The sequence below is a fragment of the Sporosarcina sp. YIM B06819 genome, from assembly GCF_033485175.1.
In the GTDB taxonomy this organism is placed as follows: domain Bacteria; phylum Bacillota; class Bacilli; order Bacillales_A; family Planococcaceae; genus Sporosarcina.
Genome location: NZ_JAWLIQ010000012.1, coordinates 35,385 through 60,974 on the forward strand (window position 1 = coordinate 35,385; position 25,590 = coordinate 60,974).

General features: G+C 39.5%; 22 protein-coding genes. 9 read left to right on the forward strand and 13 right to left on the reverse strand.

Features of this window, described 5'->3' with window-relative positions; genetic code table 11:
- Window positions 1-16: 16 nt before the first annotated feature.
- The 8 genes from R2B72_RS09640 to R2B72_RS09675 form a co-directional block, all read right to left on the reverse strand.
- Entirely contained in the window at window positions 17-745 is a 729-nt protein-coding gene (locus R2B72_RS09640; protein WP_318616285.1) for an amino acid ABC transporter permease, read from the reverse strand.
- Between the two features lie 40 nt (window positions 746-785).
- Window positions 786-1,586, reverse strand: a complete 801-nt coding sequence (locus R2B72_RS09645; protein WP_318616286.1) for a basic amino acid ABC transporter substrate-binding protein — start codon at window positions 1,584-1,586, stop codon at window positions 786-788.
- Between the two features lie 188 nt (window positions 1,587-1,774).
- Entirely contained in the window at window positions 1,775-2,335 is a 561-nt protein-coding gene (locus tag R2B72_RS09650) for a hypothetical protein (protein ID WP_318616287.1), read from the reverse strand.
- A gap of 2 nt (window positions 2,336-2,337) precedes the next feature.
- Window positions 2,338-2,973 carry an SCO family protein gene (locus R2B72_RS09655; RefSeq protein WP_318616288.1) on the reverse strand — a complete coding sequence of 212 codons (636 nt, stop codon included), beginning with the start codon at window positions 2,971-2,973 and terminating at the stop codon, window positions 2,338-2,340.
- Window positions 2,974-3,048: 75 nt separating this feature from the next.
- The gene (locus tag R2B72_RS09660; protein ID WP_318616289.1) at window positions 3,049-4,722 is read right to left on the reverse strand and encodes a cbb3-type cytochrome c oxidase subunit I; all 1,674 of its coding nucleotides are present in this window, start codon (window positions 4,720-4,722) and stop codon (window positions 3,049-3,051) included.
- 14 nt (window positions 4,723-4,736) lie between these two features.
- On the reverse strand, window positions 4,737-5,204 hold the full coding sequence (locus R2B72_RS09665; protein WP_318616291.1) for a cytochrome c oxidase subunit II: 468 nt from the start codon (window positions 5,202-5,204) through the stop codon (window positions 4,737-4,739).
- A 13-nt stretch (window positions 5,205-5,217) separates the two neighbouring features.
- Window positions 5,218-5,367, reverse strand: coding sequence for a cytochrome C oxidase subunit II (locus R2B72_RS09670; protein WP_318616292.1), 150 nt, complete (start codon window positions 5,365-5,367; stop codon window positions 5,218-5,220).
- A 322-nt stretch (window positions 5,368-5,689) separates the two neighbouring features.
- Window positions 5,690-6,376, reverse strand: coding sequence for a Crp/Fnr family transcriptional regulator (locus R2B72_RS09675; RefSeq protein WP_318616293.1), 687 nt, complete (start codon window positions 6,374-6,376; stop codon window positions 5,690-5,692).
- A gap of 374 nt (window positions 6,377-6,750) precedes the next feature.
- On the opposite strand from R2B72_RS09675, the gene R2B72_RS09680 reads away from it, so the two are divergent.
- A complete protein-coding gene (locus R2B72_RS09680) occupies window positions 6,751-7,740 on the forward strand; it encodes a nuclease-related domain-containing protein (RefSeq protein WP_318616381.1) in 990 nt (329 codons plus the stop codon).
- 181 nt (window positions 7,741-7,921) lie between these two features.
- Here R2B72_RS09680 and R2B72_RS09685 read toward each other — a convergent pair whose 3' ends face one another.
- On the reverse strand, window positions 7,922-11,062 hold the full coding sequence (locus R2B72_RS09685) for a DEAD/DEAH box helicase (RefSeq protein WP_318616294.1): 3,141 nt from the start codon (window positions 11,060-11,062) through the stop codon (window positions 7,922-7,924).
- Between the two features lie 222 nt (window positions 11,063-11,284).
- Between R2B72_RS09685 and R2B72_RS09690 the strand changes: the two genes are divergently transcribed.
- The 5 genes from R2B72_RS09690 (at window position 11,285) to R2B72_RS09710 (ending at window position 17,294) form a co-directional block, all read left to right on the forward strand.
- A complete protein-coding gene (locus R2B72_RS09690; RefSeq protein ID WP_318616295.1) occupies window positions 11,285-12,613 on the forward strand; it encodes a TrkH family potassium uptake protein in 1,329 nt (442 codons plus the stop codon).
- A 113-nt stretch (window positions 12,614-12,726) separates the two neighbouring features.
- Entirely contained in the window at window positions 12,727-13,827 is a 1,101-nt protein-coding gene (locus tag R2B72_RS09695) for an endospore germination permease (RefSeq protein ID WP_318616296.1), read from the forward strand.
- A gap of 20 nt (window positions 13,828-13,847) precedes the next feature.
- Entirely contained in the window at window positions 13,848-15,302 is a 1,455-nt protein-coding gene (locus tag R2B72_RS09700) for a spore germination protein (RefSeq protein ID WP_318616297.1), read from the forward strand.
- Window positions 15,289-16,443 (forward strand): Ger(x)C family spore germination protein, encoded by a 1,155-nt coding sequence (locus tag R2B72_RS09705; protein ID WP_318616298.1) that lies wholly within the window; start codon window positions 15,289-15,291, stop codon window positions 16,441-16,443. Before R2B72_RS09700 ends, R2B72_RS09705 begins: the two co-directional genes overlap by 14 nt.
- Window positions 16,444-16,643: 200 nt before the next feature.
- On the forward strand, window positions 16,644-17,294 hold the full coding sequence (locus tag R2B72_RS09710; RefSeq protein ID WP_318616299.1) for a type II CAAX endopeptidase family protein: 651 nt from the start codon (window positions 16,644-16,646) through the stop codon (window positions 17,292-17,294).
- Window positions 17,295-17,325: 31 nt separating this feature from the next.
- Here the strand turns inward: R2B72_RS09710 and R2B72_RS09715 are convergent, their stop codons facing one another.
- Window positions 17,326-17,802 carry a GNAT family N-acetyltransferase gene (locus R2B72_RS09715; protein WP_318616300.1) on the reverse strand — a complete coding sequence of 159 codons (477 nt, stop codon included), beginning with the start codon at window positions 17,800-17,802 and terminating at the stop codon, window positions 17,326-17,328.
- 17 nt (window positions 17,803-17,819) lie between these two features.
- A complete protein-coding gene (helD, locus tag R2B72_RS09720; protein WP_318616301.1) occupies window positions 17,820-20,027 on the reverse strand; it encodes an RNA polymerase recycling motor HelD in 2,208 nt (735 codons plus the stop codon).
- A 1,032-nt stretch (window positions 20,028-21,059) separates the two neighbouring features.
- Between helD and R2B72_RS09725 the strand changes: the two genes are divergently transcribed.
- From R2B72_RS09725 to R2B72_RS09735, 3 genes are all read left to right on the forward strand, one after another.
- A complete protein-coding gene (locus R2B72_RS09725) occupies window positions 21,060-21,248 on the forward strand; it encodes a hypothetical protein (RefSeq protein ID WP_318616302.1) in 189 nt (62 codons plus the stop codon).
- A gap of 69 nt (window positions 21,249-21,317) precedes the next feature.
- Window positions 21,318-21,506, forward strand: a complete 189-nt coding sequence (locus tag R2B72_RS09730; protein ID WP_318616303.1) for a hypothetical protein — start codon at window positions 21,318-21,320, stop codon at window positions 21,504-21,506.
- Between the two features lie 71 nt (window positions 21,507-21,577).
- A complete protein-coding gene (locus R2B72_RS09735) occupies window positions 21,578-21,829 on the forward strand; it encodes a hypothetical protein (protein ID WP_318616305.1) in 252 nt (83 codons plus the stop codon).
- A 41-nt stretch (window positions 21,830-21,870) separates the two neighbouring features.
- Here R2B72_RS09735 and R2B72_RS09740 read toward each other — a convergent pair whose 3' ends face one another.
- Together R2B72_RS09740 and R2B72_RS09745 are read right to left on the reverse strand one after the other, a co-directional pair.
- Window positions 21,871-23,619: a bifunctional diguanylate cyclase/phosphodiesterase gene (locus tag R2B72_RS09740; protein WP_318616382.1), complete on the reverse strand. Its 1,749-nt coding sequence runs from the start codon at window positions 23,617-23,619 to the stop codon at window positions 21,871-21,873.
- Between the two features lie 206 nt (window positions 23,620-23,825).
- Window positions 23,826-25,514, reverse strand: a complete 1,689-nt coding sequence (locus R2B72_RS09745; RefSeq protein ID WP_318616306.1) for a methyl-accepting chemotaxis protein — start codon at window positions 25,512-25,514, stop codon at window positions 23,826-23,828.
- Window positions 25,515-25,590: the final 76 nt, after the last annotated feature.

A 25,590-nucleotide genomic window follows, 5' to 3' on the forward strand; every position in this document is an offset into this window, starting at 1 on the left:
TATTCACCTTCCTACTTTAAGAACGCCGCAACGAGAAGAAAAGGAGGCTTCTTCGTTGCATCGGAATATAACTATTACTGAATCGTCTTTCCACATACGAAATAACTTTTCCTAGTATAAATGTTAGACATAAATAAAGAATTGCTACCATAATATACGGCTCCCAAAATCGCAGCGTAGCTCCAGCAACAACTTTACCTGCAAACAATATATCATTTGCAGCGATGACCATCAATAATGATGAGTCTTTTAACAAGGCAATCAGTTCATTGCCCAGTGGTGGAACCATTCGTCGAAAAGCTTGTGGCAAAATAATATTTTTCATCGCAATCACTGTTGTCATCCCAAGTGATCTCGCAGCTTCCATTTGGCCTTTTTCAATCGACTGAATACCGGCACGAATAATTTCCGCATTATAAGCAGCACTATTTAGACTAAGCGCAATAACACCAGATGTAAAATACCCTAAGGAATGGCCGAAAATCCCCGGAATCAACGCTGTATGAATTAATAAGATTTGCACTAACAGCGGCGTCCCACGGAAGAAGTCTACATAGTATTTACAAGGGTAGTAAATCCACTTTCTCTTCGACAGCTTCCCCATACCGACGAATAACCCTAAGATAAGCCCTAATAGGTAACTAATTAGTGTGAGTGATACTGTAATACCAATCCCGCGAATAAATAATTCACGATAGTTCCAAATTATCCCCCACATATCCCAGCGTATATCTAAGAAATCCAAATCGACCACTCCCCTATCACAGCTTGATGTAGAGAGTTCTTTACTCTATATCAAAGCCAGTGATTTCTTTCAATTTCCCATTATCTTTTATGATTTGAATTCCTTTATTTAATAAGTCGACAACTTCTTTATTCCCTTTTTTGACCATTAGGCCATAAAACTCTTTTTCAAAACTTGCATCTTCAATTGTTTTCAATTGTACTTTCGGATTATTAGCTTTGTAGTCGATAATTACGGCATTATCCCCTACAGCAGCATCCGCATTACCGTTAATCATTTCACTAATCGCCAATGGCATCGTTTCTGCTGCCACAATTTTAGAGCTTGTATCCCCCAATAAGCCCTTTGTGACGATATGGCCTGTTGTATTAATTTGAACAGCTACACGCTTATCCTTTAAATCCGCAAAATTCTCAATTGAAGAATCTTCTGGCACAAGAATAAGTTGATTCGCACTAAAATAAGGATTTGTAAAGTCATATGTTTTCTTTCGATCTTCCGTAATCGTAATAGAAGAAACCGCAAAATCCACTTCACTATTGTCTACTGCTGGAAATAATGGTTCCCATCCTATGTTTTTAAACTCCACTTCAAAGCCTGCCGCCTCTGCAATCGCTTTCACAATATCAATGTCAATCCCGACAATATTACCTTTTTCATCCATCGATTCCATAGGCGCATACGTTGCGTCAGTGCCGACTACTAGTTTACGAGCTCCTTCATTTTTGCCTTCCCCTACATCCGTTGACGAACCTGAATTCTTTGTCCCACATCCAAATAAGATAACACTTAAACTGACGAAAAGAACTCCGAGTAACAAAAAACGACCTGTTTTCTTCACAATAATTCCCCCTCGCATAGTGTTCTTACAATTACACCACTGACTAATCCTAATTATCCGAATATTTAAGATAGTTATTTTTATTATATACGAGCAGAACAACCTATTCAATAGAAAGTTAACTTGATTCAACACAAGCTCATCGCAAAAAAACTGATCGCCCAAGACAATCAGCTTCTTCCTATTCGCTATACTTCCTGCGCAGGTTTATCCGTAAAACGGAAATAGAATAAGTAAATAATCATACAAAAGGCTGTCGTTAAAAATCCCCAGCCAAGTGCAATTTGTTCAATGAGTAAATAATTATTACATAATTGAATAGGCGCCATAATATACAACATCCCCATGCCTAAAAAAATCACAGTAAAGCTAATAAAAAAGATCTTTTTTAGCAGCAAACTAATTTTTTTCCAACTATCTCGTAATGGGATACCCGCCAAAAACGGCAGACTGATAAACTTAAATAACTCGACATGCTGCACAGTCAATGCCTCATCCATTGTTCTGGGCATCATCCAATACAGCCAAATGATTGAAAATAATAGGATACCTGGCACGCCATTACCATTCCATTTATCAAAAAAGCGCGGGAATTTTTGTTGCAAAAACTTGGCCATTAGAAATCCCGTCACTACTAACAAAGGCATTTGCATATGCATATGAATAATCATGATGGACTCCAAGACATTTGCGACAGGCGGAAGAACTAAGAAAATATAGAGTACGAATCCATATATAAATTGTTTCATACCTATACACCCGCTTCTTCATCGAGAATACTAATAACAGTATTAGCCGCTTCATCAATCTTCTTATAATCCAAAACCTCCACTAAAGTACCTTGTCTATCTACTAAGTAAAACGCTGAATTATGTGCAAAATTTCCATACTCGTCAGGAATAACGATGACACCAAACTCATCCAATAGGAATTCTAGCTCCTCCTGATTTTCTATTCTTGCCATCCTCCATAGTTCCCCATCACCGTTTGTAAACATATTTTTGTAATCGTCCAATCTTTCCGGATCATCCCGTTCTGGATCGAAACTAATACTCAAAAATTGAATGTCTTTTCCCATATACTCCTTTGGGATTAAATCATAGACCTGATCCATATTCATCTCCAAATCAATACAAACCGTCGTACACATGGAATAGATAAATGTAATGAAAACATATTTCCCCTCAAACTCATCAATCGAATACTTGCGTTTTTGACTATCCTCAAACGTCACTTTAGGAAATTGCGGCTTTTCCTCTACCAACTTATTCACCCTTGCCGTTTCCGCAGTAAATGCACTGAACTGATCGGTCCCTACATAAAATAGCACAAAGCCAAAGAGTAGAACGATAATTGTTGCTAATAAATTATGTCGTTTGTTCTTCACAAGTCATCACTTCCTCATGATTTTATAGACAGAAAGAGATAGCCTTTACTATAGGCTATCTCTCCGTTTAGTTCGTTACCACGTTTTAATTGGCGGCGAACCTGGTGGTGCATTTACAATTAAGTCCACTAACGGAACGACATAACCCATTGATACGACTAATAGCATGATGATAATCCATAATCCCCAACGATCTGTCCAAAGTGGTGTTTTTGTTTCGTTTTCCTCTGGGTCAGCAATAGGGAATTCTGTTACGCCTTTTGGTGCCAGGAACATCATATGGAAAACTGCGTACACTTGGATGACAACACCGACGATTAATAGTGTTCCACCGATAGCAAGTAAGAACATGTATGGGTCCCAACCTAGTGCTGTCGCATTGTCTCCATACGTTGTGTAAGAAGTTCGACGTGGTGAGCCTAGTAAGCCAACCCAGTGCATGGAACCTGACATGAACAACATACCCACTGTCCAAATGATCGTCTGGATAACCCCTACTTTGTTCATCTTCGGTGTTAACACACGTTTGGATAAGTAAGGAACTAACCAATAACTAATTCCGAAGAATGTTAGAATGACCGATGTTCCAACTGTTAAGTGGAAGTGTCCAACTACCCATAATGTATTGTGAACAACTTGGTTCAATTGGTTCGTTGTTTGAGCGATACCACCCGCTCCTGCTGGAATGAAAGCAATCATCGCAATCATCGGTGCGAGGAAGCGAACATCGCCCCATGGTAATTTTTTATACCAACCGAGTAGCCCTTTGCCACCTTTTCTTCTACCTGTGCGTTCAAACACTGAAAACATCGCGAACGCTGTCATAAGAGATGGTAAACCGATTGATAAACTCATAAAGACGTGTAAGAATTTCAATGTTTCTGCCATTCCCGGGTCAACAATTTGGTGGTGAAATCCACCAGGGATGTTTGTAATCACCAGCATAATGACGACGATACGTGTTAACGTATCACTAAAGCGTCTACCACCAATTACTTTCGGCACTATGACATACCAAGCAGATACAGCTGTCATATACCAAATGTTTACTAGCGTATGACCGAAAGCCCAAAACAGTGTACGGCTGACCATGACGTTAATTGTTTCCAGGAAGCCAGCTGACCAGAAAATCAGCATGACGACTTCAATTGTGACACCGATACTTCCGAAGAATAATAGTACGAATACACCTGTTGCGAAGAATGCCAGAATTGGAATACTTTGTCCTGGATTGTTCTTTCGCCAAGTCGCTACGTTGATAAATGCTCCAAATGCACAAACCCAGACACCCAATACAATGAACGCTAGCCCAATATAGAAGAATGGTGAAGCAGCCATTGGCGGATAGAAAGTATAGAGCACTGTTGCTTTATTTAGCAGAATCGGTATAACTGCAATGACAAATCCCACGATTTTCATCCAGAAGCCAATCCAACCCATTGTTCTCACTTTTGGAAGAAGTCCCCCCATCGTATGGGACAGCCCTGCATAAAAGTAACCAATTGTAAAGAACGCTGTTAGTACTAGAACAAGTAGCACACCGTGTGCTGTCAGCACTTGGTAATAAGTAAACCATGATGGTAATTGGATAACCCCTCCGCGTTCGAGGCCTTGTAACAATCCCAAAAATCCACCTATTAGTAATGCTAAAAACGCTACAACCATATATGATTTCGATAACTTTGCATCCTGAGCATTAACGCCCAATATCTTATTCGTTTTTTGTTTTAGTAATTGTGCAGTTGCCATTTTCCTTCCCTCCTTTATTTCACCGTAATTGTTGTACTCATCATCTGGTGACCGATTCCGCAATACTCATTACATAACACTAAATATTCGCCAGGCTTATCAAATTTTTGTGTGATTTTTTGAACATATCCTGGCATAACCATTGCATTCAAGTTGGTGCCCACTACTTGGAACCCGTGAACAACATCTTTTGAAGTCATTGTGAAGGTTACATTTGCACCCGCAGGTACTTCGATATTACTTGGTGTAAAGCCGAATGTTTGTAGCGTCATGATTACTTCATATTCATTGTTGCCTCGATCGAAAACACCAGGGTTATCGAATGGCGCTGTTTGGTCAACTTTTTGTGGATCTAGCGTTTCTTTATGGCTGGGTGGCCCCATGCCTAGTGCGAATGTTTGATATCCCGTGATTAACATGAAGATAACCAACATGCCGCCACTTATGATGAGCCATAATTCTTCATAACGGTGCATTTTCATGTCTTTTCCCTCCCTATACTCTTCCCATGTATAATACGAATAGCAAAACCCACATAGCGAGAATAACCGCACCTACAACACCAACGGAAAATACTGTACCTTTTAGTGAATGTTCTTGTTCATGCTTTTCCTTTTCTTCGATGTTCACTTTTTGAGCTCCCATCCAACTTCACCTCCTGTGTTTTTCCTTATCTCCACTCTAGTTGATAACGCTTCTCACTTTTGTGATTAAAATCACACCCCTCTTGGGAACCCTCAAGAGATACATGATTTCAGTGGCTAGGGACGAAGTACAAAACCATTACAAACTGCATAGGTATCGCATTTTTCATGTGAAATATAAGCGAATAACTAGGCGTTTTGAAATAGTGACAACTTATCGAACACCGTCATTTTATCTGTCTAATCCCTTATCTTCATTCTCAATTAGAAAAAGCTATCTCCACTTCGGCCTTTGCGGACCAAGTGAAGATAGCTTCTAAACATTACAGCGACAATTCTTCTTGTATTCTGTCAGGATAAATAAAGTAGCTTCCTTCGACTAACTTAATCGCTTCTTCTTTTCTCAAATGAGAAATCATGCGATTGACGGACTCACGTGTCGTCCCAATCATATTGGCTAAATCAGAATTCGTAAATTTTGTGTTTAGTTTAATCCAGCCATCTGCTTGCTTTTCTCGATGTGTCTCGCTAAGTCGCAAAAGGAGTAACAGAATTCTTTCGTTCGTACTGCGTAGCGCCATTTCCTCCAGTCGTTGCTGAACATCTACAATCTGATCGCCCAACACACTAAATAACTTGATCGCCAAATGGGGATTCTCCATGAGCACTTCTTCAAAATCATGAATCGAAATGAAATACAGTTCTGCATCCTCGATCACTTGTGCATGGGCAGGATAATTCCCTTTGCGGAAAAATCCGACATGCGGAAACATATCTCCCGGCTGTTTTACACAAACAATCTGTTCTTTGCCAGCCATGTCATTGCGAAATACCTTTACTTTGCCGGTAGCAACAAAATAGACGTGCGTGATTGGATTATCATGCATGAATACCATGCTTTTATCAGCACATTTCTTCTTTTTTATGATCTTAAGGAAGGGATTAATTTCTTTATCGCATAAATCTTTAAAAATCCGAAACTGTCTGATGGTCTCTTTTAGCTGTTCCAAAGAAACACGCTCCTTAGAAATACTTAATATGTATTATATATATATCTTATCATATAGTACGTACATTTATGCGATTATATCTTTCTAAAATGTAAAATTCGGTAGGCGATTTCTGATAGTGGTTGACATGAAATATTCAGCAGCCGAATTTTTGTGAGTCAAAGGTCCTGAAATGACAATAACTCTGTTGAATTGATCGATAACTGCTGGCAAATGATTGATAATGGCTTGGAATTGATCGATAACTTGCTGCAAATGATCGATAACTCCTTTGAATTGATCGATATTCTAAACGAGCTAAAATAATATTCAATTATCAGACTCTTGCGGTAAAATAATGATAAGAAATTTTATGGAGGCGATGTTAATTGATTATGAAGGAAAAAACAAGTTCTTTAAAGGCGGTCGGACTGGAAGCACTGCTGCAAAGGTTACCGGAGAATCACCCACGTTATGCGGATATAAAAAACGAGCTGAGAAAAAACCGAGCAGGTGACAACGGCGAAAGAATACTTGCGAATGTTTTTCAGAAGTACCAGTTCCCATTTGAACATTACATCTTCCATGATTTGAATCTACAATCAACCGGCAAGTTCCAAATAGATACGCTTTTTCTTTTTAAACAAGGTGCGGCTATCTTGGAAATGAAAAATATTGCCGGCCGAATTAATTTCCCCGAAGAGTATAATCAAATTACACGAACCCTTGAAAATGGACAAGTTGACTATTTTGAATGTCCATCGGTCCAGCTAGAGCGCAATAAAATGATGTTAGAAGATTGGTTTCATGCGCATCACGTGGCTATTCCCATTTATCAAACAGTGGTTTTCCCCAGGCCACAGCAGCAATTTGAAAACCTTCGAAAGGATCTGACTCTCCTTTTCCCCCTCGAGATCCCTACTTATCTTCGAAGACTCAGTTCACTTCACTCAACTATCGATTTTCTTCAACTACAAGACATTGCACAAAAACTGATGGCTGCTCATCGTGAGTACGATCCATTTCCACTTACAAATAAGTACGGGATTCATCCGTCTGAATTGCTTACGGGCGTTCGTTGTAGTCAATGCGGCTCATATGGCATGCAGTCTATCTACAATGGATGGGGTTGTCAACAATGCGGCTATGTTGATCCTCATGCTCATATTCAAGCTTTGGCAGAATACTTCATGTTGATAGATTACCGTATTTCAAATAAAGAATGTCGGCGTTTTCTACGACTAGATTGCCACCAAAAAGCTAAACGGATTTTAGGACAACTAGGGATTCCTTGCATAGGAGAAAAAAGGGGAAGATTCTATGTGGCGGATCAAAAAGTGATTAGAGAGCTTCACCAACTTGGTAAGTCAAAGGTCCCAAAATGACAATAACTCTGCTGAATTGATCGATAACTGTTGGCAAATGATCGATAATAGCTTCGAATTGATCGATAACTTGCTGCAAATGATTGATAATAGCTTCGAATTGATCGATAACTCTCCGGCGTGGCAATATTGTTGGTAATTTCAATAAAACCGCTACAGTCATGTTTGACTGTAGCGGTTGTTATAGCTCCAACAACTCCCGGATATCATCGTCGGTAAGCAATGTACTGGCAACAGCTTTCGGATCAATAATTTCTTCGATTAAATCTCTTTTCTTATCCTGCAATTCATTCATTTTATCTTCAATCGTTCCACGGGCAACGAGTTTGATGACATGGACAACCTGCTTTTGCCCGATGCGATGGGCGCGATCCGCGGCTTGTTCCTCCACTGCTGGATTCCACCAAAGATCGTACAGGATGACCGTGTCAGCCCCTGTCAAATTAAGCCCAGCGCCACCCGCTTTCAATGAAATCAAAAACAAATCTCGCTCTCCCGCATTGAACCGATTGCATATTTCCAGCCGGTCCTCTGCAGGTGTTTGACCATCCAAATAGAAGAAAGGGGATCCGTTCATCGCTAACTGCTTGCCAATAATTCCAAGCATCTTTGTGAATTGCGAAAAGATCAATACTCTTCTGCCCGCAAGCTTCGATTCTTCCAATAGCTGTTTCAACTGCTCAAACTTTGCCGAACTGCCTTGATAGCCGTCCACGAACAATGCGGGGTGGCAACAAATTTGCCGTAATCGGGTCAGTCCAGCAAGGATTTTAATTTTATTCTTTGCGATTGTGTTCTTATCCAAATGCTTTAACGTATCGTGACGTAGCTTTGCCAAATAAGCGGCGTAGAGTTCTTTCTGTTCAGGAAGTAGCTCTGTCGTCTCCATTGACTCGATTTTTCCCGGCAACTCTGCAAGGACATCTTCTTTCAGCCGCCGCAGCAAAAAGGGTCGGATACGGCGGGCTATAGCTTTCGGTGTGAGTTCACTATATTCCCGCAACCCCATGAATAGTTCGGGAAATACGACGTGAAAGATGGACCACAGTTCTTCCACTGAATTTTCGACAGGTGTTCCCGTCAACGCAAACCGATTGTCCGCCTGCAATTTCTTTACTGCTCGTGCTGTTTGCGTGAATGGGTTTTTAAATGCCTGCGCCTCGTCAAAAAAGATCGACAGGAAGTCTTGTTTCTCGAACCATTGACTATCCCGGCGAATCAATGGATAGGAGGTAATCAACACATCTTTGCCTTCCAGTTCATTCTGCAGCTTCGTCCTCACCTTTTTTGGCCCGTCCATGACCACCGCATTGATTTCAGGTGTGAATTTCTGAAACTCACTCAGCCAGTTATACGTTAAAGAAGAGGGACAAACAATTAACACTCGACGTTTTTTCTCACGAATTTCAGGAAGCACGGACAAGACGAATGCAATGCTTTGAAGCGTTTTACCGAGCCCCATATCATCCGCCAGCACGCCCCCTAAGCCATGAGACGCTAGCGTTTTCATCCACTGATAACCCTGTTTTTGATAATCGCGCAGAACCGTTACCAATTGCTTCGGTACTTCAATTCCTGTGCTCTCGGGGTTACGAAGATGTTCAAAAAACTGGCGCGCCGATGCTTCTACAGAAAACATGCCATCCTCGTCTGCACCGGCTAGGAAGCGCATTCCACGCCCTATTGGCACGGACAAACCTTTTTCCAAGTCATCCAGCCCTTCAGGAACTTCATTCAGAAAGCGTTGGATTTCTTCAAATTCCTTTGTTTCCAATGACAGAAGGGCTCCATCCCGCAAACGGTAATACTTCCGTTTTTCCTCCAAGGCCTCAAGGACTTCACGTATTTGCTTGTCTGGAATACCGTCCAACTCAAATTTGAATTCGAGCCAGTTTGTGCGCTCTTCTTGTGACTTTACGCGAATCCTAGGACGAGCATGTCCTCTAAAAATTCGATTCTTAATCGCAGTCGTCGCATATACCTTCACGAGCTTTTGCAATTTTGGCAGGATATGCTGTAGAAATTCATATTCCAATTGTTCATTGTGCAATAAATAGCCTTCATCGTATTCCGTAAACGAACTGTCTTTCATGAACGAAAGGATATTTTCTTCTCTTTCTAAGTCACGAACGAGTACAGAACCCGTCGGCAAATCCCCTTCTGTTAAAGGATTAATGACAAGGTGGTCATAGTGAAATTCTAGGCTAGCCAGCAGACGATTATTGACACGATCGATATACAGCATGGCTTGCAATGGGGATTTCACCAGTTTGTCCAAAACCGTTTCAGTAAGTTGAACTTCACCGATTCTCCGTAATCCTGGGACGACCTTTTCTAGAAAAAAGCCAATTTGTTCATTGGCAATCGGCAGTTGGCGGGCTCCCGAGGTTTCGACCATCTGCTTGAGATCAGTAAGACGTTTGCAATCCTCTCTGTCCAGCTGAAACAATTGCCCGTTGCATAGGACCAAATGATAATCCCCGAGGATAAGAACATAAGCCAATCCATCGATTTCCAAATAATGCCCTTTACCTTCGAGCCTGTCAAAACGGAACTTTACAGGCAATGCCTCATTTGAGAGAGGCAAGCCTGACATGCACTTTCCATCGTGCCCCAACCTTACTAACGGTGCAAGGTTCAAAAACGGCAGTAGCCTGTCCCAAGATGTAGGCGGGATGAGTAATGTCTGTGGACTGATTGAGTGATCAGCTATGTACTCCTCCTGATTCATTCGAATGAGCTGTTGAAGAACAGCATCCGCTTCATTTGGGAAACAATAGCGGTTCGCATCAAACGTAAAAGTTGGCGAAAGGACAGTTGGTTTTCCTTCATTCACCTGACTCAAAAAGCTCCGGATATGCTCCACGGGAACTGAACCGATTTGAATTTCGATGCCAAGCATATGCCCACTTTTGACGGCAACAGGCATCCATGTAAACAGTAGGTCCAGCACTTCTCGGTCCTCAAAATGAAGCTGGTGCCCAGTTGACCTAATTGGCTTGTCATTGAAAAGGGATAACAAATTATCAGTTACAGAAGGTTCGTCAAGTCTAGAGATGGCATGCATAACCGCGGCGACATGCTGGCATTTGTACGGATAAAAAGGCAACGATGGGCAACTGCATTCCGTCCGAATACCACCTTCCCCATCATCGTCGATTGTGACATAAAATTTTTCCGTTCCCACCACTGTCGCTTGACAATACATGTCGGTATATTGTTCAATCGTCACTTTCCCCGAACGATAGAAGGCTTCGCCTCTTTTAAACGAACTGTTTCCGCACATGTCTAGGATTTGCTTTTGGGTGATCACAACGTCCAACCCCCTTTCTAAATGAAATGAATTATGTAATCATTTTATCGAACGAAAGTTCTCTATGTATCACTAATCATCTATGTAAGCGACTGTCATATACTATCTTATCACTTTTGCGATTGGCTCCCCTTGTTAAAGCACCAAGGATTTTACTTCTAGCACAATCAATGTTTACCTTTTAACGAAAAGGGAATTTTAGTATGATAAAAGAAAATGGGGAGATGCGCTATGCATTCATCAAAACAAACAAGCCGACACTTATCTCCACCCATTGTCATTGCAGGAAGTTTCCTTCTGCTTATAATCATTGGGACTTTACTATTAAAATTACCGGTGGCAACGACGCAGCCCATCACATGGACGGATGCTTTATTTACAGCTACATCGGCTACGACTGTGACAGGTCTTAGTGTCTTTGATATCGGGACTACACTCACATTGTTTGGGCAAATCGTTATGCTCTTCCTCATTCAATTCGGCGGTATCGGCCTGATGACTTTTGCGGTTGCCGTCCTGATTATGTTTGGAAGAAAAGTAGGCATGCAACATCGCATATATATTCAAGAATCGTTCAATGAACAATCGATTGGTGGCATGGTGAAGCTCGTTAAGCGGATTTTACTTTTCGTCGTCATTGCCGAAGGGGTTGCGATTGTTTTATTATCTGTCTACTGGGCAGCTGATTTTGGTTGGGTGAAAGGAATTTATTATAGTATTTTTCATGTGATTTCCGCCTTTAACAATGCCGGTTTTGCACTATTTCCAGATAATCTAATCCAGTTTGCAGGAGATCCGGTTGTGCTCTTTACTTTGTCTTCCTTATTTATTGTAGGGGGTATTGGTTTTGTTGTTGTGACGGATATCTTTACAAAGAAATCCTTTCGTAAGTGGTCGTTACATACGAAGTTGATGATTAGTGGGACATTACTCATCAATGCGGTTGCAACTCTTGTGTTGTTCATTCTTGAATATCACAATCCGCATACCATCGGGGATTTTTCATGGGCTAAAAAGCTACTTGTCTCTTATTTTCAAGCTGTGTCCCCACGAACGGCTGGATTTAATGCAGTTTCAATGGGGGAAATGGAGGATTCTTCTTTACTATTTACGATGTTTTTAATGTTCATAGGCGGTGGGAGTGCTTCGACAGCCTCTGGCATTAAGCTGACAACATTTATCGTCGTTATTTTTGCTACCATGCATTATGTAAGAGGTATTCCAGAGCCTCATCTATTTGGCAGGTCTATAAAAATCGATGTGCTCATTCGATCACTAGCCATCACAACTTTAAGTATTTTTGTAGTGATGGGCTCACTGTTTTTATTGACTATTACAGAAAATCTTTCACTATTAGCACTAGCTGTTGAAGTGTTTTCTGCTTTCGGAACCGTTGGATTATCAGTTGGTATCACGGCAGAACTAAGTAATGTCGGTAAAGTATTACTATGTATCGTCATGTTTATCGGAAGAATTGGCCCTTTAACTTTATTCTTTTTACTATTGAAAAAAAGAAGAGAATCCTATCATCTTCCCTATGATCAAGTTCATACGGGGTGACCAACAAGCCGATTGCATTGTGCAGTCGGCTTGTTTTCTTATCTACTTGCTTATAATCCAGCTTGTTCATGTCAATGATAAACGGTATAAACATATGATAGAGGGGTTTCATTATGAAACATGCCAATTCAATCAGCATGCTACACGTAATATTTCTAGCGATGACTGTTATCGGATTGAAAAATCATGTCACGATTATTCCGCCGCTTTTAACAGATGCCGGAAGGGATGGCTGGCTATCTGTATTATTAGCAACAGTTGTTTTGTTGCCGTGGTTACTAGTGCTTATATATATTCATAAAAAATCCAATCAAGAGCCGTTAAAAGATTGGCTAAAACAGAAGCTTGGTAAAGTCGGTTCATCTATTTTCATATTCATGTTAGTCATTTGTCTTCTATTGCAATCAGCGTTCACAATTATTGAAACATTACAGTGGGTAAATGCTTCTTTTTTACCCGAAACTCCCATCTTGTTACTGATGCTTCTTTTTACGATACTTTGTGTTCTGCTTATCACAACGTCTATACAGACAATTGTTATGGCAAACGCAGTAGTTTTGGTAGGTGTTGTTAGTTTTGGATTTTTTGCCGCATTTACGAATTTACAAGTAAAAAATTACGATTTGTTGCAGCCTTTTTTTGAACACGGATTCGAGCCTGTACTAAAAGGGATGGTATACCCAGCCTCAGGTATTGTCGAACTTACTTTTTTTCTCTTTATCCAACATGAGATAAAAGATCGAATTCGCTTTAAACATTATGTTACGATAATCTTTATTTTAACGGTTTTAACACTAGGGCCGTTAGTCGGATCGATTACCGAGTTTGGGCCCACTGAAGCCACTAAACAACGCTTCCCGGCTTATGAAGAATGGGGACTAGTAGCGATCGGGCGCTTCATCGAACATCTTGACTTTTTCTCGATTTATCAATGGCTTACGGGTGCGTTTATCAGAATTGGATTGATGTTATATATCATCGTCGATTTATTCAATTTGAACGGGAAAAAGAAAGAAATATGGAATTATATTGCCCCTCCTTTCTTCCTTATCAGCTTATCTTTACTCCTTATAAGTGGAAGTACTTTTGATGAGATTAAAGGGAAATATGTGTTGCCGATTACTCTTATTACTTATTTTGTTTTTTCGTTGTTTCTAGCGATGGTTGCCTTTATTTCAGGAAGAACTTCAAGGAGGAGCAAGCATGAGATGTAAGCCGAAGAGGGTGAGGAAATATGCAACCTGTTGATAATAGTATTGATGCTGAGACATTGAAACAGTTATTTCAGAAATCTGCCGATGTTCAGTTTCAGGACTATACGTTCAATCAGCGGAAAGTGATGTTTATTACCTGCGAAGCAATGATTGATCAACACTTATTGAATGACGTCATTGTTGAACGAGTTCAGTTGTTCTTTAATGCCTTCTATGGGATATCATTTGAAAATGCAGTGATAAGTCACTTACATATTCCTGCATTAAAAAAAGTGGAAACGTTAAATGAGATTCTATCTGACGTATACGCTGGCAATGTTGTTCTTTATTTTGAAGATTATCATACCATCTACTCAAGTAATATTTCGAAAAAGCCAAACCGCAATCCCGAAGAAACGAAAACGGAAGTAAGTGTGAAAGGACCCAGGGACAACTTCATTGAAGACATTGCTACCAATATCGCTTTAATTAGAAAGCGACTCCCCACAAATTCGCTATGTGTTGAAAAATTTGAGGTCGGGAAAAGGACAAAAACAACTGTCGCTCTACTTTATTTTGATGATATTGCTGATAAAGATATTCTGAATAGGATAAAGGAAGAAATAAATAAAGTTGATATTGATATCATGTATAGCGGTAACATATTAATGGAACATATTGATAAACATCCAACTTTACTTCCAAAGCATGACTATACGGGAAGACCTGATTATGCCATTCAGACCCTTGCACGAGGAAGATTTGTCATCCTAATTGATGGTGTCTCGTATGCGGTTATTATTCCGGTAAGTTTATTTCAACTTTTTAAAACGGGTGAGGATAATGAAAACTCAATTTTCTTTAGCTCGTTTGAACGCTTGATAAGGCTGACCGGTCTTCTCGTAGGGACGTTACTGCCGGCATTTTGGCTAGCTTTGACGACGTTTCACCAAAACCAGTTACCCTTGCAATTGTTAGCTACCATTGTGCAATCCAATACAGGGCTTCCATTTCCAACAGCACTTGAAATGAGTCTCATGATTTTTATGTTTGAGTTATTCCGTGAGTTCGGTTTGCGTCTTCCAGCAGCGATTGGCGGAACAATAAGTGTTGTCGGTGGTTTAATAATCGGTGATGCCTCCATCCGGGCGGGAATTACAAGTCCGGCTATGATTGTAGTCATCGCTACTTCAATGATTGCATCTTACACTTTGGTAAATCAATCACTGGTTTCAGCTGTGAGTATATTAAGATTTTCTTACATCTTATTAGCAGCTTTTTTCGGGCTGTTTGGATTTTTCGTAGCGCTTTACTTTACAATTCTTTATGTAGCCAATATGAGAACGTTCGGCGTTCCGTATTTGATTCTTACGGAAGATTTAAACTGGTCAACAATCCTCAGATCACTAATTCGACCACCAGGGAAATACTATGCAAAGCGTCCAGATGAATTACATCCTACAGATAAAACGAGGAAGAAAAATGAAGAGAATTAAGACGATATTTTTCATCATACTCCTTGTGATTATACTTTCTGGATGTTGGGGCATGAATGAACCTGAGCGAATGCTTTACATTCATGGTTTTGGCGTTGATTTTGAAGATGGCGAATACAAAATATATGGACAAATTATTAACTTTAAAAATGTAGCGAAATCAGATCAAATCAGTAGTGAATCTGACCAATCAGAAGTAGGCTATGCCTCTGGTAGAACAGTAGATGAAGCCATCTTTAAGTTATATAATTCGGCAGATGAAAAAATCTTTTGGGGCCACCTCACGTACATTATTTTCTCTGAAGAAGCATTGAAAAATGATGCAATGAAGGGTGTCATTGACACGCTTATCCGTTATAGGGAAACTAGGTATCAAGTTTGGCTGTACAGTACGGATGATCCTGTGAAAGATGTATTGTTAACTGTCCCAATCATAAATAAGGCCATTCCGTTGTCAAAGTTAGGAGATCCAATGAATTCGTATCAACAAGGGTCATTGGTTGAACCAGTTGATATACGCAGGATGATTATCGGATTAAATGAACCGAATCACGAAATGGTTATTCCATACTTCTCCATCTCTGAAAACTGGGAGACAGTCAAAGCGAAGGATAAAATCGCACAGTTGTCAGGGGTTGGATTAATTACACCAACAGCGTTCAAGGGGTTCATAAAACAAGAAAAGATATATGGATTGAGATGGCTGAACGACAAGACAAAAAGGGGGGAAGTTACGTTTTCGTTAAACTCAGACGCTGAAGATGTCATGTCCGTTATCCTTCAGAGTCCAAAAGTAAAAGTAAAACCTGTCGTCGAGGGCGATTCCGTGAAGTTTGATATTGACATTAAACTGCAAGGAGACGTAAGTGCTATGCCCCGAAAAATAAAGAAGAATGAAATTAAAAAAAATGCAGAACAAGAAGTTAAACGACAAATTGAAGAAACCTATAAAGAAGCATTAAAGAAAGATGTTGATATCTATCGGTTATCAGAATATTTATATCGGAAAGATGTGAAAGCGTGGAAACGCCTTCAGCAAAATGGAAAAGTGGAATTAGCAGAGGATTCGATACGTACATTGACTGTTGAAATCACTGAACTTAGTTCGGGTAGAAAATCATTTACGGAAACAATTAGGTAGGAACAATAGCGCAGAGCGTTGAGGCATTTTGGATACGAGTACTAGCATCTTCCCTATGATCAAGTTCATACGGGGTGACCAACAAGCCGATTGCATTGTGCAGTCGGCTTGTTTTCATCTCTATCTTCCTCTACTATTATAGCTAACGATAGGGAAATATTTCTAATGTCATTTTAGAGAATTAAGTAAATGGAGGAATTATGAAGAAACTCACACTCTTATTAGTAGGACCCACAATCATGATTTACATAGGTTTAATCATCTGCAAAAGCGTCCTCATTACTTTTGCACTCTTTTATGGCTGGCTATTATTCGTTCCACTGTTTAGCTCGATTAGAAATAAACAACAAAAATCCAATTTTCAAAATCGATTCGATCGTCAATCTATTGTAGTTGGCTTGATTAGCGGGGTTATTTTTTTATTAGCTATTTATGGTGCGGTGACCTTACTAAAAGATACTGTATTCGACCTTGCTGCACTGCGGCAATTATTAATGGATTGGAATTTCACAGGCGATAAAGTCATTTGGCTAGTCTTCGTTCTTATTTTTATCAATCCTTTTTTAGAAGAGCTCTACTGGAGAAACTTCATGTACAGGCGCCTGGAAAGTAAAGTTAGTATTGCAAAAACTGTTGTCATTACTTCCTTTTTTTATAGCTTATATCACTTAGTTTCCCTCATTTACATTTTCACATTCCCATTCAATCTTATCGCAGTCATTCCTGTATTTCTTGCAGGTCTCTTATGGGGCTATTTCAAGTACAAATTACAGTCCATTACAGCCCCCATTATCAGCCACATCCTTGCTGATTTAGGAATTATGTTGGTGTATTTGAGTTATATTTTGTAGTATAGAAAAACTAGTATAAGCTTGTTATCGCTTATACTAGTTTTTTCTCATAACATACAATGGTCATTCGCTCATTCATTTTCGTGACTTTCCCCGTCTTGCTATACCCTAACTTCTCGTACAACCCACACAATTTTTGTTCTTCTAAAATCGTATCTAGTTCCCAAGTCACAGCATCCTCATAGAAACTTTCAACTACTTGCATGGTTGCCGACGCAATTCCTTTTCCTTGATGTTCAGGGAGAATGAAAATTGGAGACACTCGATAACGATGATTGTCTTTCCTAACAATTCGTATCGCACCAACCGTAATCTCGTCATAGACAATGAGATAATAATCCGTTTGTTTTTGTTGTAAACGATCTATGGTCCGCTGAATCGTTTCGTTTGCCGGACTTGTATCAAAGTCTTGATACTTATCTAACAACGGCTTAAACGCTTCCACTTGTATTGAATGGATTAAAGTCGCATCCTCGATAGTCGCCTTCTGAATAACTAGCTGTTCCAACTAAACACCCCTAAACTCTACACACGCACACCCGCCATATGCAATTCATGCATCGGCCTTGTCATAGCCACATATAACAACTTTCTGTCAATCGGATGATCTCGGAATGGATCATCAACCGCCACAACAATGACTGCATCAAATTCCAATCCTTTGGCTAGATGGCTTGGAACAATTAGTAGGCACGCCCCACTCATATCCGATTGTTCGCCTAATAATTGCACGGGTATATCAAATTCTCGTAGTCTTTCATGAATTCTTGTGGCTTCTGCTGTCGTTTTGCAAATTAACGCTACTGATTTATGGCCACGTCCTGTGATTTCTTTATAAATTTGGGCAATTGTATGTTCATCAAACGCTGGCATTTCGTAAAAATCCGGTTCCCTGCCATGACGAACGACTGGCTCTACAAGCGGTAGATCCTCGTCCATCTGTGCCAGCACCTGATTAGCTAAGTCCATTATTTCAATGGTCGTTCGGTAACTTTTTTGAAGGGTTGTATAGGTCGCTCTTGGAAACAATTCTTTGATTGGCTCCCAAGACGTTAACGCCCGATAGCTATGAATTCCTTGCGCCAAATCACCAACCATTGTAAACATATCCGTCTCCAGTCCATCTTGTAGTGCAGCCAACTGAAATTCGCTGTAATCCTGCACTTCATCAATGAAAACCACACGCATTTTCCAGTCATCTGCAATCCCCTTTAGCTTAGCCTGTAAATAATAAATGGCTGCTAAATCCTCGATTTCCCAAGCTTCCTTCAGATGAGCCTCCCAAAAAGCAGTTCTTTCCTTATCAGACCAATGACTAGCAAGTGCTGCTTGGAGTTGTTCGTTCGCTAACCACTCGCGATAGATTTTCTTGACATTAAATTTTTTAAACCTACGCATATAGACCGACGCCGTCGACTTTCCTTCCTTTTCAATGATTGGCATCCTATCATCACGTTCATCCAAAATTCTCGTTAGCTTGGCTTTCCGTCGTTCATCATCCCGAATACCATATAATGCTTTATCAAGCGCTTCCTCGTACTTAGTCGTTAAGGTGGCAAGCAATTTTTTATGCTTGCGCTTCACATCACTTTGCACGATGATTTTAATGCGCTCAAGTCTTTTTTCAACTGGCATATAGGCAAACTCCTGCAAAAAAAGCTTCTTCAATTGGGAAGCTTTCATAATCCGATACTTTTCAATGAAGACATCTTCAAATAACTCCGCCATGTTTTGCTCCAATTTATTCACATAGCGTTGCATGATTTCACGATAGTCGAGGGTCCCTTTGACACGCGTCACAAAAAGCTTGTCCGCGTCTAATGTTGCCGATTGTGCTAACTGCGCCAACTTCGCATCAGGATCAGCCAGCTTCAATTTCAACCCTGTCGCATTCAAAACATATTCCGCATATGTCGTCTGACAAATTTGCCCCACACCCAGCTCGGGTAGTACGTCTGCAATATAGTCCATAAACAATTTACTCGGTGCTAAAATCATCAATTTATTGGCCGGAAAATGTTCTCCCATCGTATATAAAAAATACGAGATACGATGCAGCGCAATCGTCGTCTTACCACTGCCCGCTGCCCCCTGCACAATAATCGGCTGCTTTAAATTAGCTCGAATGATAGCATTCTGTTCAGCCTGAATGGTCGATACAATTTCAGTTAAACGAGTGTCTGCTTTACCAGCTAATGCTTCCTGAAGTAACTCATCATTCGTTGTCAGGTCAATATCGCGAATATCCAAAAGCTCTCCATCTTCAATTCGATATTGCCGCTTGGAATAGAGATGCCCTTGAAACTCATCCTCCCGCACTCGATAGGTTAAATCACCAAGTCTCCCATCATAGTAAACATTGGCCACAGGCGAACGCCAATCGACAATGATCGGTTCCTGTGTTTCCCGGTGGAATAAGGAGGTCTTGCCGATATAGAGCAATTCCGCCTCCTCATCTTCCTTTTGAAAATGAATCCGAGCAAAATACGGCTTCAATTGAATGGCTTCCAGGCCTTCCTTTTGAGAACGGGCCATCTCAAAAAAACGGGCATTGGTTAAAATATTTATGTAGCTCAAACTGGAATCTAAATACTCCAAGTCTGCCATCGATTTACGAATCTCATCTTGGGAGGATTTTACGTCACGTCGTGATTCTTCTAATAATTGCTGCATGTAGTGTTTGGTGTAGTCAAGGCGCTCTAATTCAAACTCAAAATCAGGATGTTGCTGCATGAGACAAGTCCTCCATTTATCGTATTTTGCGTCCTATGTAACTGTAAAGGAGATGTTGGGGTTTTTTTAGACAGAATTGTATTCTACCATTTGAAAGTGAGGGAATCAATACCATTTCGCATAATGGTGAAATAATTCTGATTAAAGGAATGATTCGGCGTAGTAATCTATCAATCAGAAAGATTCATCTCCCCTAATATGGATAGGAGCCAATATAATCGTAAAAAACCACGTGTGTTGATTAACCATTTACTTGCATAAATCACAAGTAAGCAAGGCTTGAAAACCATGTTTTTCTCCAAATCATTTCCGGTTCGCTTTCTACGAAATATTCATGACATAATTACCAAGGAGAGATTGTACCTATAATGCTTAAGTGAAAAATGCAGTTGCTTGGAAAGAAAAGAATAGAGGACTTTCTATAAAGACTGTAAGTTCCCGAAGATACAATTTTGGGCACTCTTTTAATATGTACAAGGTGTTCCAACTTTATTTTTGCAAGCTTTATTAAAATGTGACACTTCTCAAAATAAAAATAGAGAAGACCATGATAAAAGATTCGGCCGCCAAAATTGTATCTTTGGCGGCCCTCTCTAGTTCAGAAACCCTCTATTCCCTCTTCCCCAAAAACATTAGCATTTCGTGTATCTACGTTTTTGGAGCGCGGCGGGTGAACGTCCACCATACGATTACCGAAAAAAATGCATAGGGATGCGGCGCAGTAGCATCCCTATGCAAAAAATAGCACGGTTATTGTATAGAAATCGTTCAACCCTAAGCGATCCAGAAGCAACTGTACAAGTAGCGCCAAGTAGTTAATTAAGTTGTTTTTTGGTTAATCAACACGCGTGGTAAAAATCAATTCTCATCAAACTCTCATCTTCGTCACATATCTCTCTAATTTAGAAACGTTATTCTAAGTAAGCAGTACAAGTTGAATTCATTTTATCAATAATTTCTAGCATGATTAATACGAAGTAATCAACCATAAAATGTCGTTCTACAAAATACAAAAAAATGGAGGCCACCACTATGATAGCTAAACTTCAAAAACAAATTCATAAATGGATATTATCAAATTTCCAAGGGTATGATTTTTCAAGTCTCTCCCTCAATATAGTCACCAACTGGTTTAACCCGAATCCATTAAGTAAACATGAAATACAGCAATTACAAATCGCTAAAATCAAAGCAAATGCCAAATTGCACAACTTTATTTAACAACATTGGTCACTACACTAAAACAACCACTCTTTAAAGTTCAACCTATAAAAATTGGAGGAGAAAACTATGTTCACACAAATTCAAAAACAAATTCATAAATGGATATTATCAAACTTCCAAGGGTATGATTTTTCAAATCTCTCCCTCAATATAGTCACCAACTGGTTTAACCCCAATCCATTAAGCAAACATGAAATACAGCAATTACAAATTGCTAAAATCAATGCAAACGCTAAATTACACAACTTTATTTAACAACATTGGCGGCCATACTAAAATAACCACTCTTTAAAGATTAACCTATATAAAAATTGGAGGAGAAAACTATGTTCAATCAATTTCAAATTACAAAAACTTTATTTCAGAACTGTATTCATGAACGTTTTTCCTTTTCATTAAACTTCCAAGGAAATGATTATCAAGGCATCTATCACGATGGAGTTATCAACTGGTTCAATCCCCAACCAATAAATAAAATTGGCGTACAACAATTAGGTAAAGTTGAATCCAATGTGACTACTAAAATGCACCAGTTATTTGTCTCCATGCAAAAAAGTATAGTACACAAAACAAGCTGAATGCACAAAGGCAAACAGCTTGTTTCTTGCGTTGAAATAGTTCAACTTTCCATAAATAAGTAATTGCTACCAATCAACTGCTTACATTGTTTCTTCACTTCACTTACTTTCTTCGCCAAATCAGAAGTGGACTGAACATGCTGATTTATAATTCCTGCAATCGAAATCGTTAATATTGGAAACAACTCATCTTTACCATGTCTATTCTTTGAAGCAATCCAACCATTCTCCACATCCCGCTTCGTATAAAACTGTTCAATAGTAGCATCAAACTTTTCAATGATTTGTTGACAATACAAAACACTTTGTTCAGACGATGCAATGATAATAAAATCATCTCCGCCAATATGACCAATAAAATCATCCTGAGATACTATCCCTTTTAGCAGGTCCGCAAGGTGGATTAGAACTTGATCACCCTTTTCAAAACCATATACATCATTATAAGGCTTGAAATTGTCCAAATCCAAGTAGAGGACACCATATCCCTCTTCCGTCTCCAAGCAATCTTGCAACTGCTGCTCTATCAATATATTTCCAGGTAATTCTGTCAGTGGATTCATATGCTTCGCAAAATTAACTTCAATTTCCATCGTCTTCTCCAATAATTCCTTCACCGTAACAATTCCAAAATACTCGCCATTTTCCGTCACTGTAATAAAATCATATAGTTGCTTCGGATCTCTCATCATCGCTAGTTTTGCCACCTTATGAATCGGTGTGTTACTATCAACTTGTAAAAAGTCCTCTTCCATAATTTCTGTTATTGAATTTTTACTATACAAGCTATAACCGAAGGGGCCGCTAATTTTCACATGCAATTGGTTACGAGTAATGACACCTACTACACGATTTTGCTCAATGATGCAAAATCCAGGTACCGATTGATCTTGATTCATCAATGCTTTTACTTCGTCAATTAACATATTGCCATCAAGTGTTTGTAAAGCAGAGGACATTTTCTTGACAAATTTTTCTGTGATTCGGTTGAACAATTGTCTTTGTTTACGCCTATTCTCATCAACTATCAATGCAATGACCCCTTCTCTTATCGGTAATAGGTTTGAATTCGGCTTTTGAATATAGTAGCCCTGTCCAAAACGAACACCTAATTCAATAAGCTTTGCTAATTCCTCTTTTGTTTCAATCCCTTCAGCAATAATATGGATTTGAGAATGCGCGGCAAATTCACATAAACTCTTTACTAACGACTGCTTTGTTCTATCAAAATCAATATTTCGAATTAACTGCATATCCAACTTCATAAAATGGGGATGAATATCCGTTAAAATATTCAAACCAGAATACCCCGACCCCACATCATCAATCGCGATCTGATACAACTGTTCTTTATAATGACTGACGGTTTGCTTAAAATGCGTTAAATTTGTAATTGCTTCTTTCTCTGTAATTTCAAAAACAATTTTTTCGGCATCCATATTAAACCGACTTAAATAGTCCTTTGTAAACCCTTGTCTAAATTTTGAGTCACTCATAATATTAGGATTAACGTTTAAAAAAAGCTTTTCTTTTATGCGAAGCCTATGGGCACATTCTAATGCCTTTGTGCGACAAAGAGACTCCAATTCCCATAGCTGATTATTTTCCATTGCGTATGTAAATAACTTTTCAGGATTTTGTAAAGGGGTTTTTTCTGGCCCTCGACTTAACGCCTCATATCCAAGCACTGTCCCATTCTCCAAGGAAAGAATCGGTTGAAAAACCGTCTGAATATCCTTATTTCTAAGAATGCTATAAAGCAATGTTTGCAAATGATTCTCTTTTAACATAATCAAAAAGGTTCTCTCCATTCGATAGTTCATTACACTCATTTTATAGGATAAATGCAAGGGCTATGTGAAGAATAGGTAATGTTTGTGTAAATAATTTGTAAATAGCCGTGTCTATTTTATCTAATTAACAAGATATGCATAATAAAAAGACATCCGCTTGTCCCTAATTTCAGGGCCTAAGGATGTCTTTTTTCACTTCAGTATTAAACTCTAAATCGTCCCATATCACTTTGTAGCTTCTCCGAAAGTTGTGCAAGCAATTGTGCACTAGACGAAATTTCCTGATTTGCAGCCAACTGTTGCTCTGTTGCTGCACTTGTTGATTGAGCGGCTTCTGATGATTCGACAGCTAGTTCCTGTACTTTTACAGATCCAGCAGACACTGCATCGGTCATTGTTCGAATCTGCTCAATTGCAGCAGAAACGGTCGTTACTTTGTCACTAACATCACCGGCCGCCTGTTCAATGCGATTGAAGACATCGCGTGTTCTCTCTGTGACAACAAGCCCTTCTTCTACACGTTGACTGCCATCTTCTGTACTCGTAACCGCCTGTGCAACGCTCCCAATCATCGTATCAATCATATTACCGATTTCTCCAGCCGAACGTTTTGACTGTTCCGCAAGATTTCGCACTTCCTCCGCTACGACCGCAAAGCCTTTTCCATGCTCACCAGCACGTGCTGCTTCGATTGCTGCATTAAGTGCCAACAAGTTTGTCTGTTCAGCAATATCCGTAATCAGAGACGTAACTTTCCGGATTTCCTCCGAATAATTCGCCATACCACTCATAATGCCTGCTGACTGCCCAATTGCAGAGCTAATCACCGCCATTTGACCATTAACATCCTCCATAAGTGAAGCGCCCTCTTTGACAAGTCGCGAGACATCCTCTGATGACAGAAGCATTGCTTCATTATCCTTCGTAATCTGATTAATGCCCGTAACTACTTCTCCAATAGCTAAATTCGTCTCACCGACAATTGCTGCTTGAGACTCACTTCCTAACAAGTTCCTCTCCGTTGTCTCTGCAACCATTTCAGATGCCGCAAGACTTTCCTCAGAGCTTGCCGACAATTGTTCAGCCTGGGCTGCCAGTTGGAGTGCAGAATCATTTGCATTCAAAATAATCCCGCGAAGGTCTTTCGCCATGCCATTAAAAGCAGTTGCCATAGCACCAATTTCATCTTTATTGCGAATCACAACCGGTTCAATCACAAAATTCCCCTCTGCAATCTCTGCAAGTGCTGTTGTTATTTTTCCAACCGGACGTGCAATACTACGACTGATGAACGTCGCAACAGCAATACTTAAAATAAGCGCTAGAGCCATCAACCCAAACGTAAACATTTTGGTTTTTGTTATCAATTCAGCAATCCCTGCACTTACTAAATTCGTTTGTTCGGTTTGATAGTCAATCAAGTTGGTTATACTTTTCTCAATTTGCGCTTGAAAAATTGATGCATCAGATGCAATATTTAACGCCTTTTCATCATTGGCACTATTAAATTCACTAATTGCCAAGTCTGTAATTTCCACAAAACTTTCCCGCGCTCCTTTTAACTCCTCAAGCATTTCACTTTCAGTAGTAGAGCTAGCCATTTGTTCTAGTATTCCAAATTGATTACTAAATCCATCGTTCAATTTTTCTAGATTTTTTTGATATGAAATTTCTTTAAATAATAATAGCCCTCGAACATCATTTGAAATTCTATACTGTGATGATGCCATTTTTTCTAGTAGTACCATCTTTGTAATTTGATTATCTATCATTAACCGATACTCTTGATTCGTTTTAGTTTGCGCCCAAAAACCCGACAAGCCCACAATTACCATTGTGAGAAGTACACATACAAATCCAATCCATATTTTTTTACCCACTGACAGCTTCATTATTTTACCTCCTAGATACTAAACCTATTTATCAGTATAGCTTATATTCATAGCCTATCATAGTTGTATTTTCTTA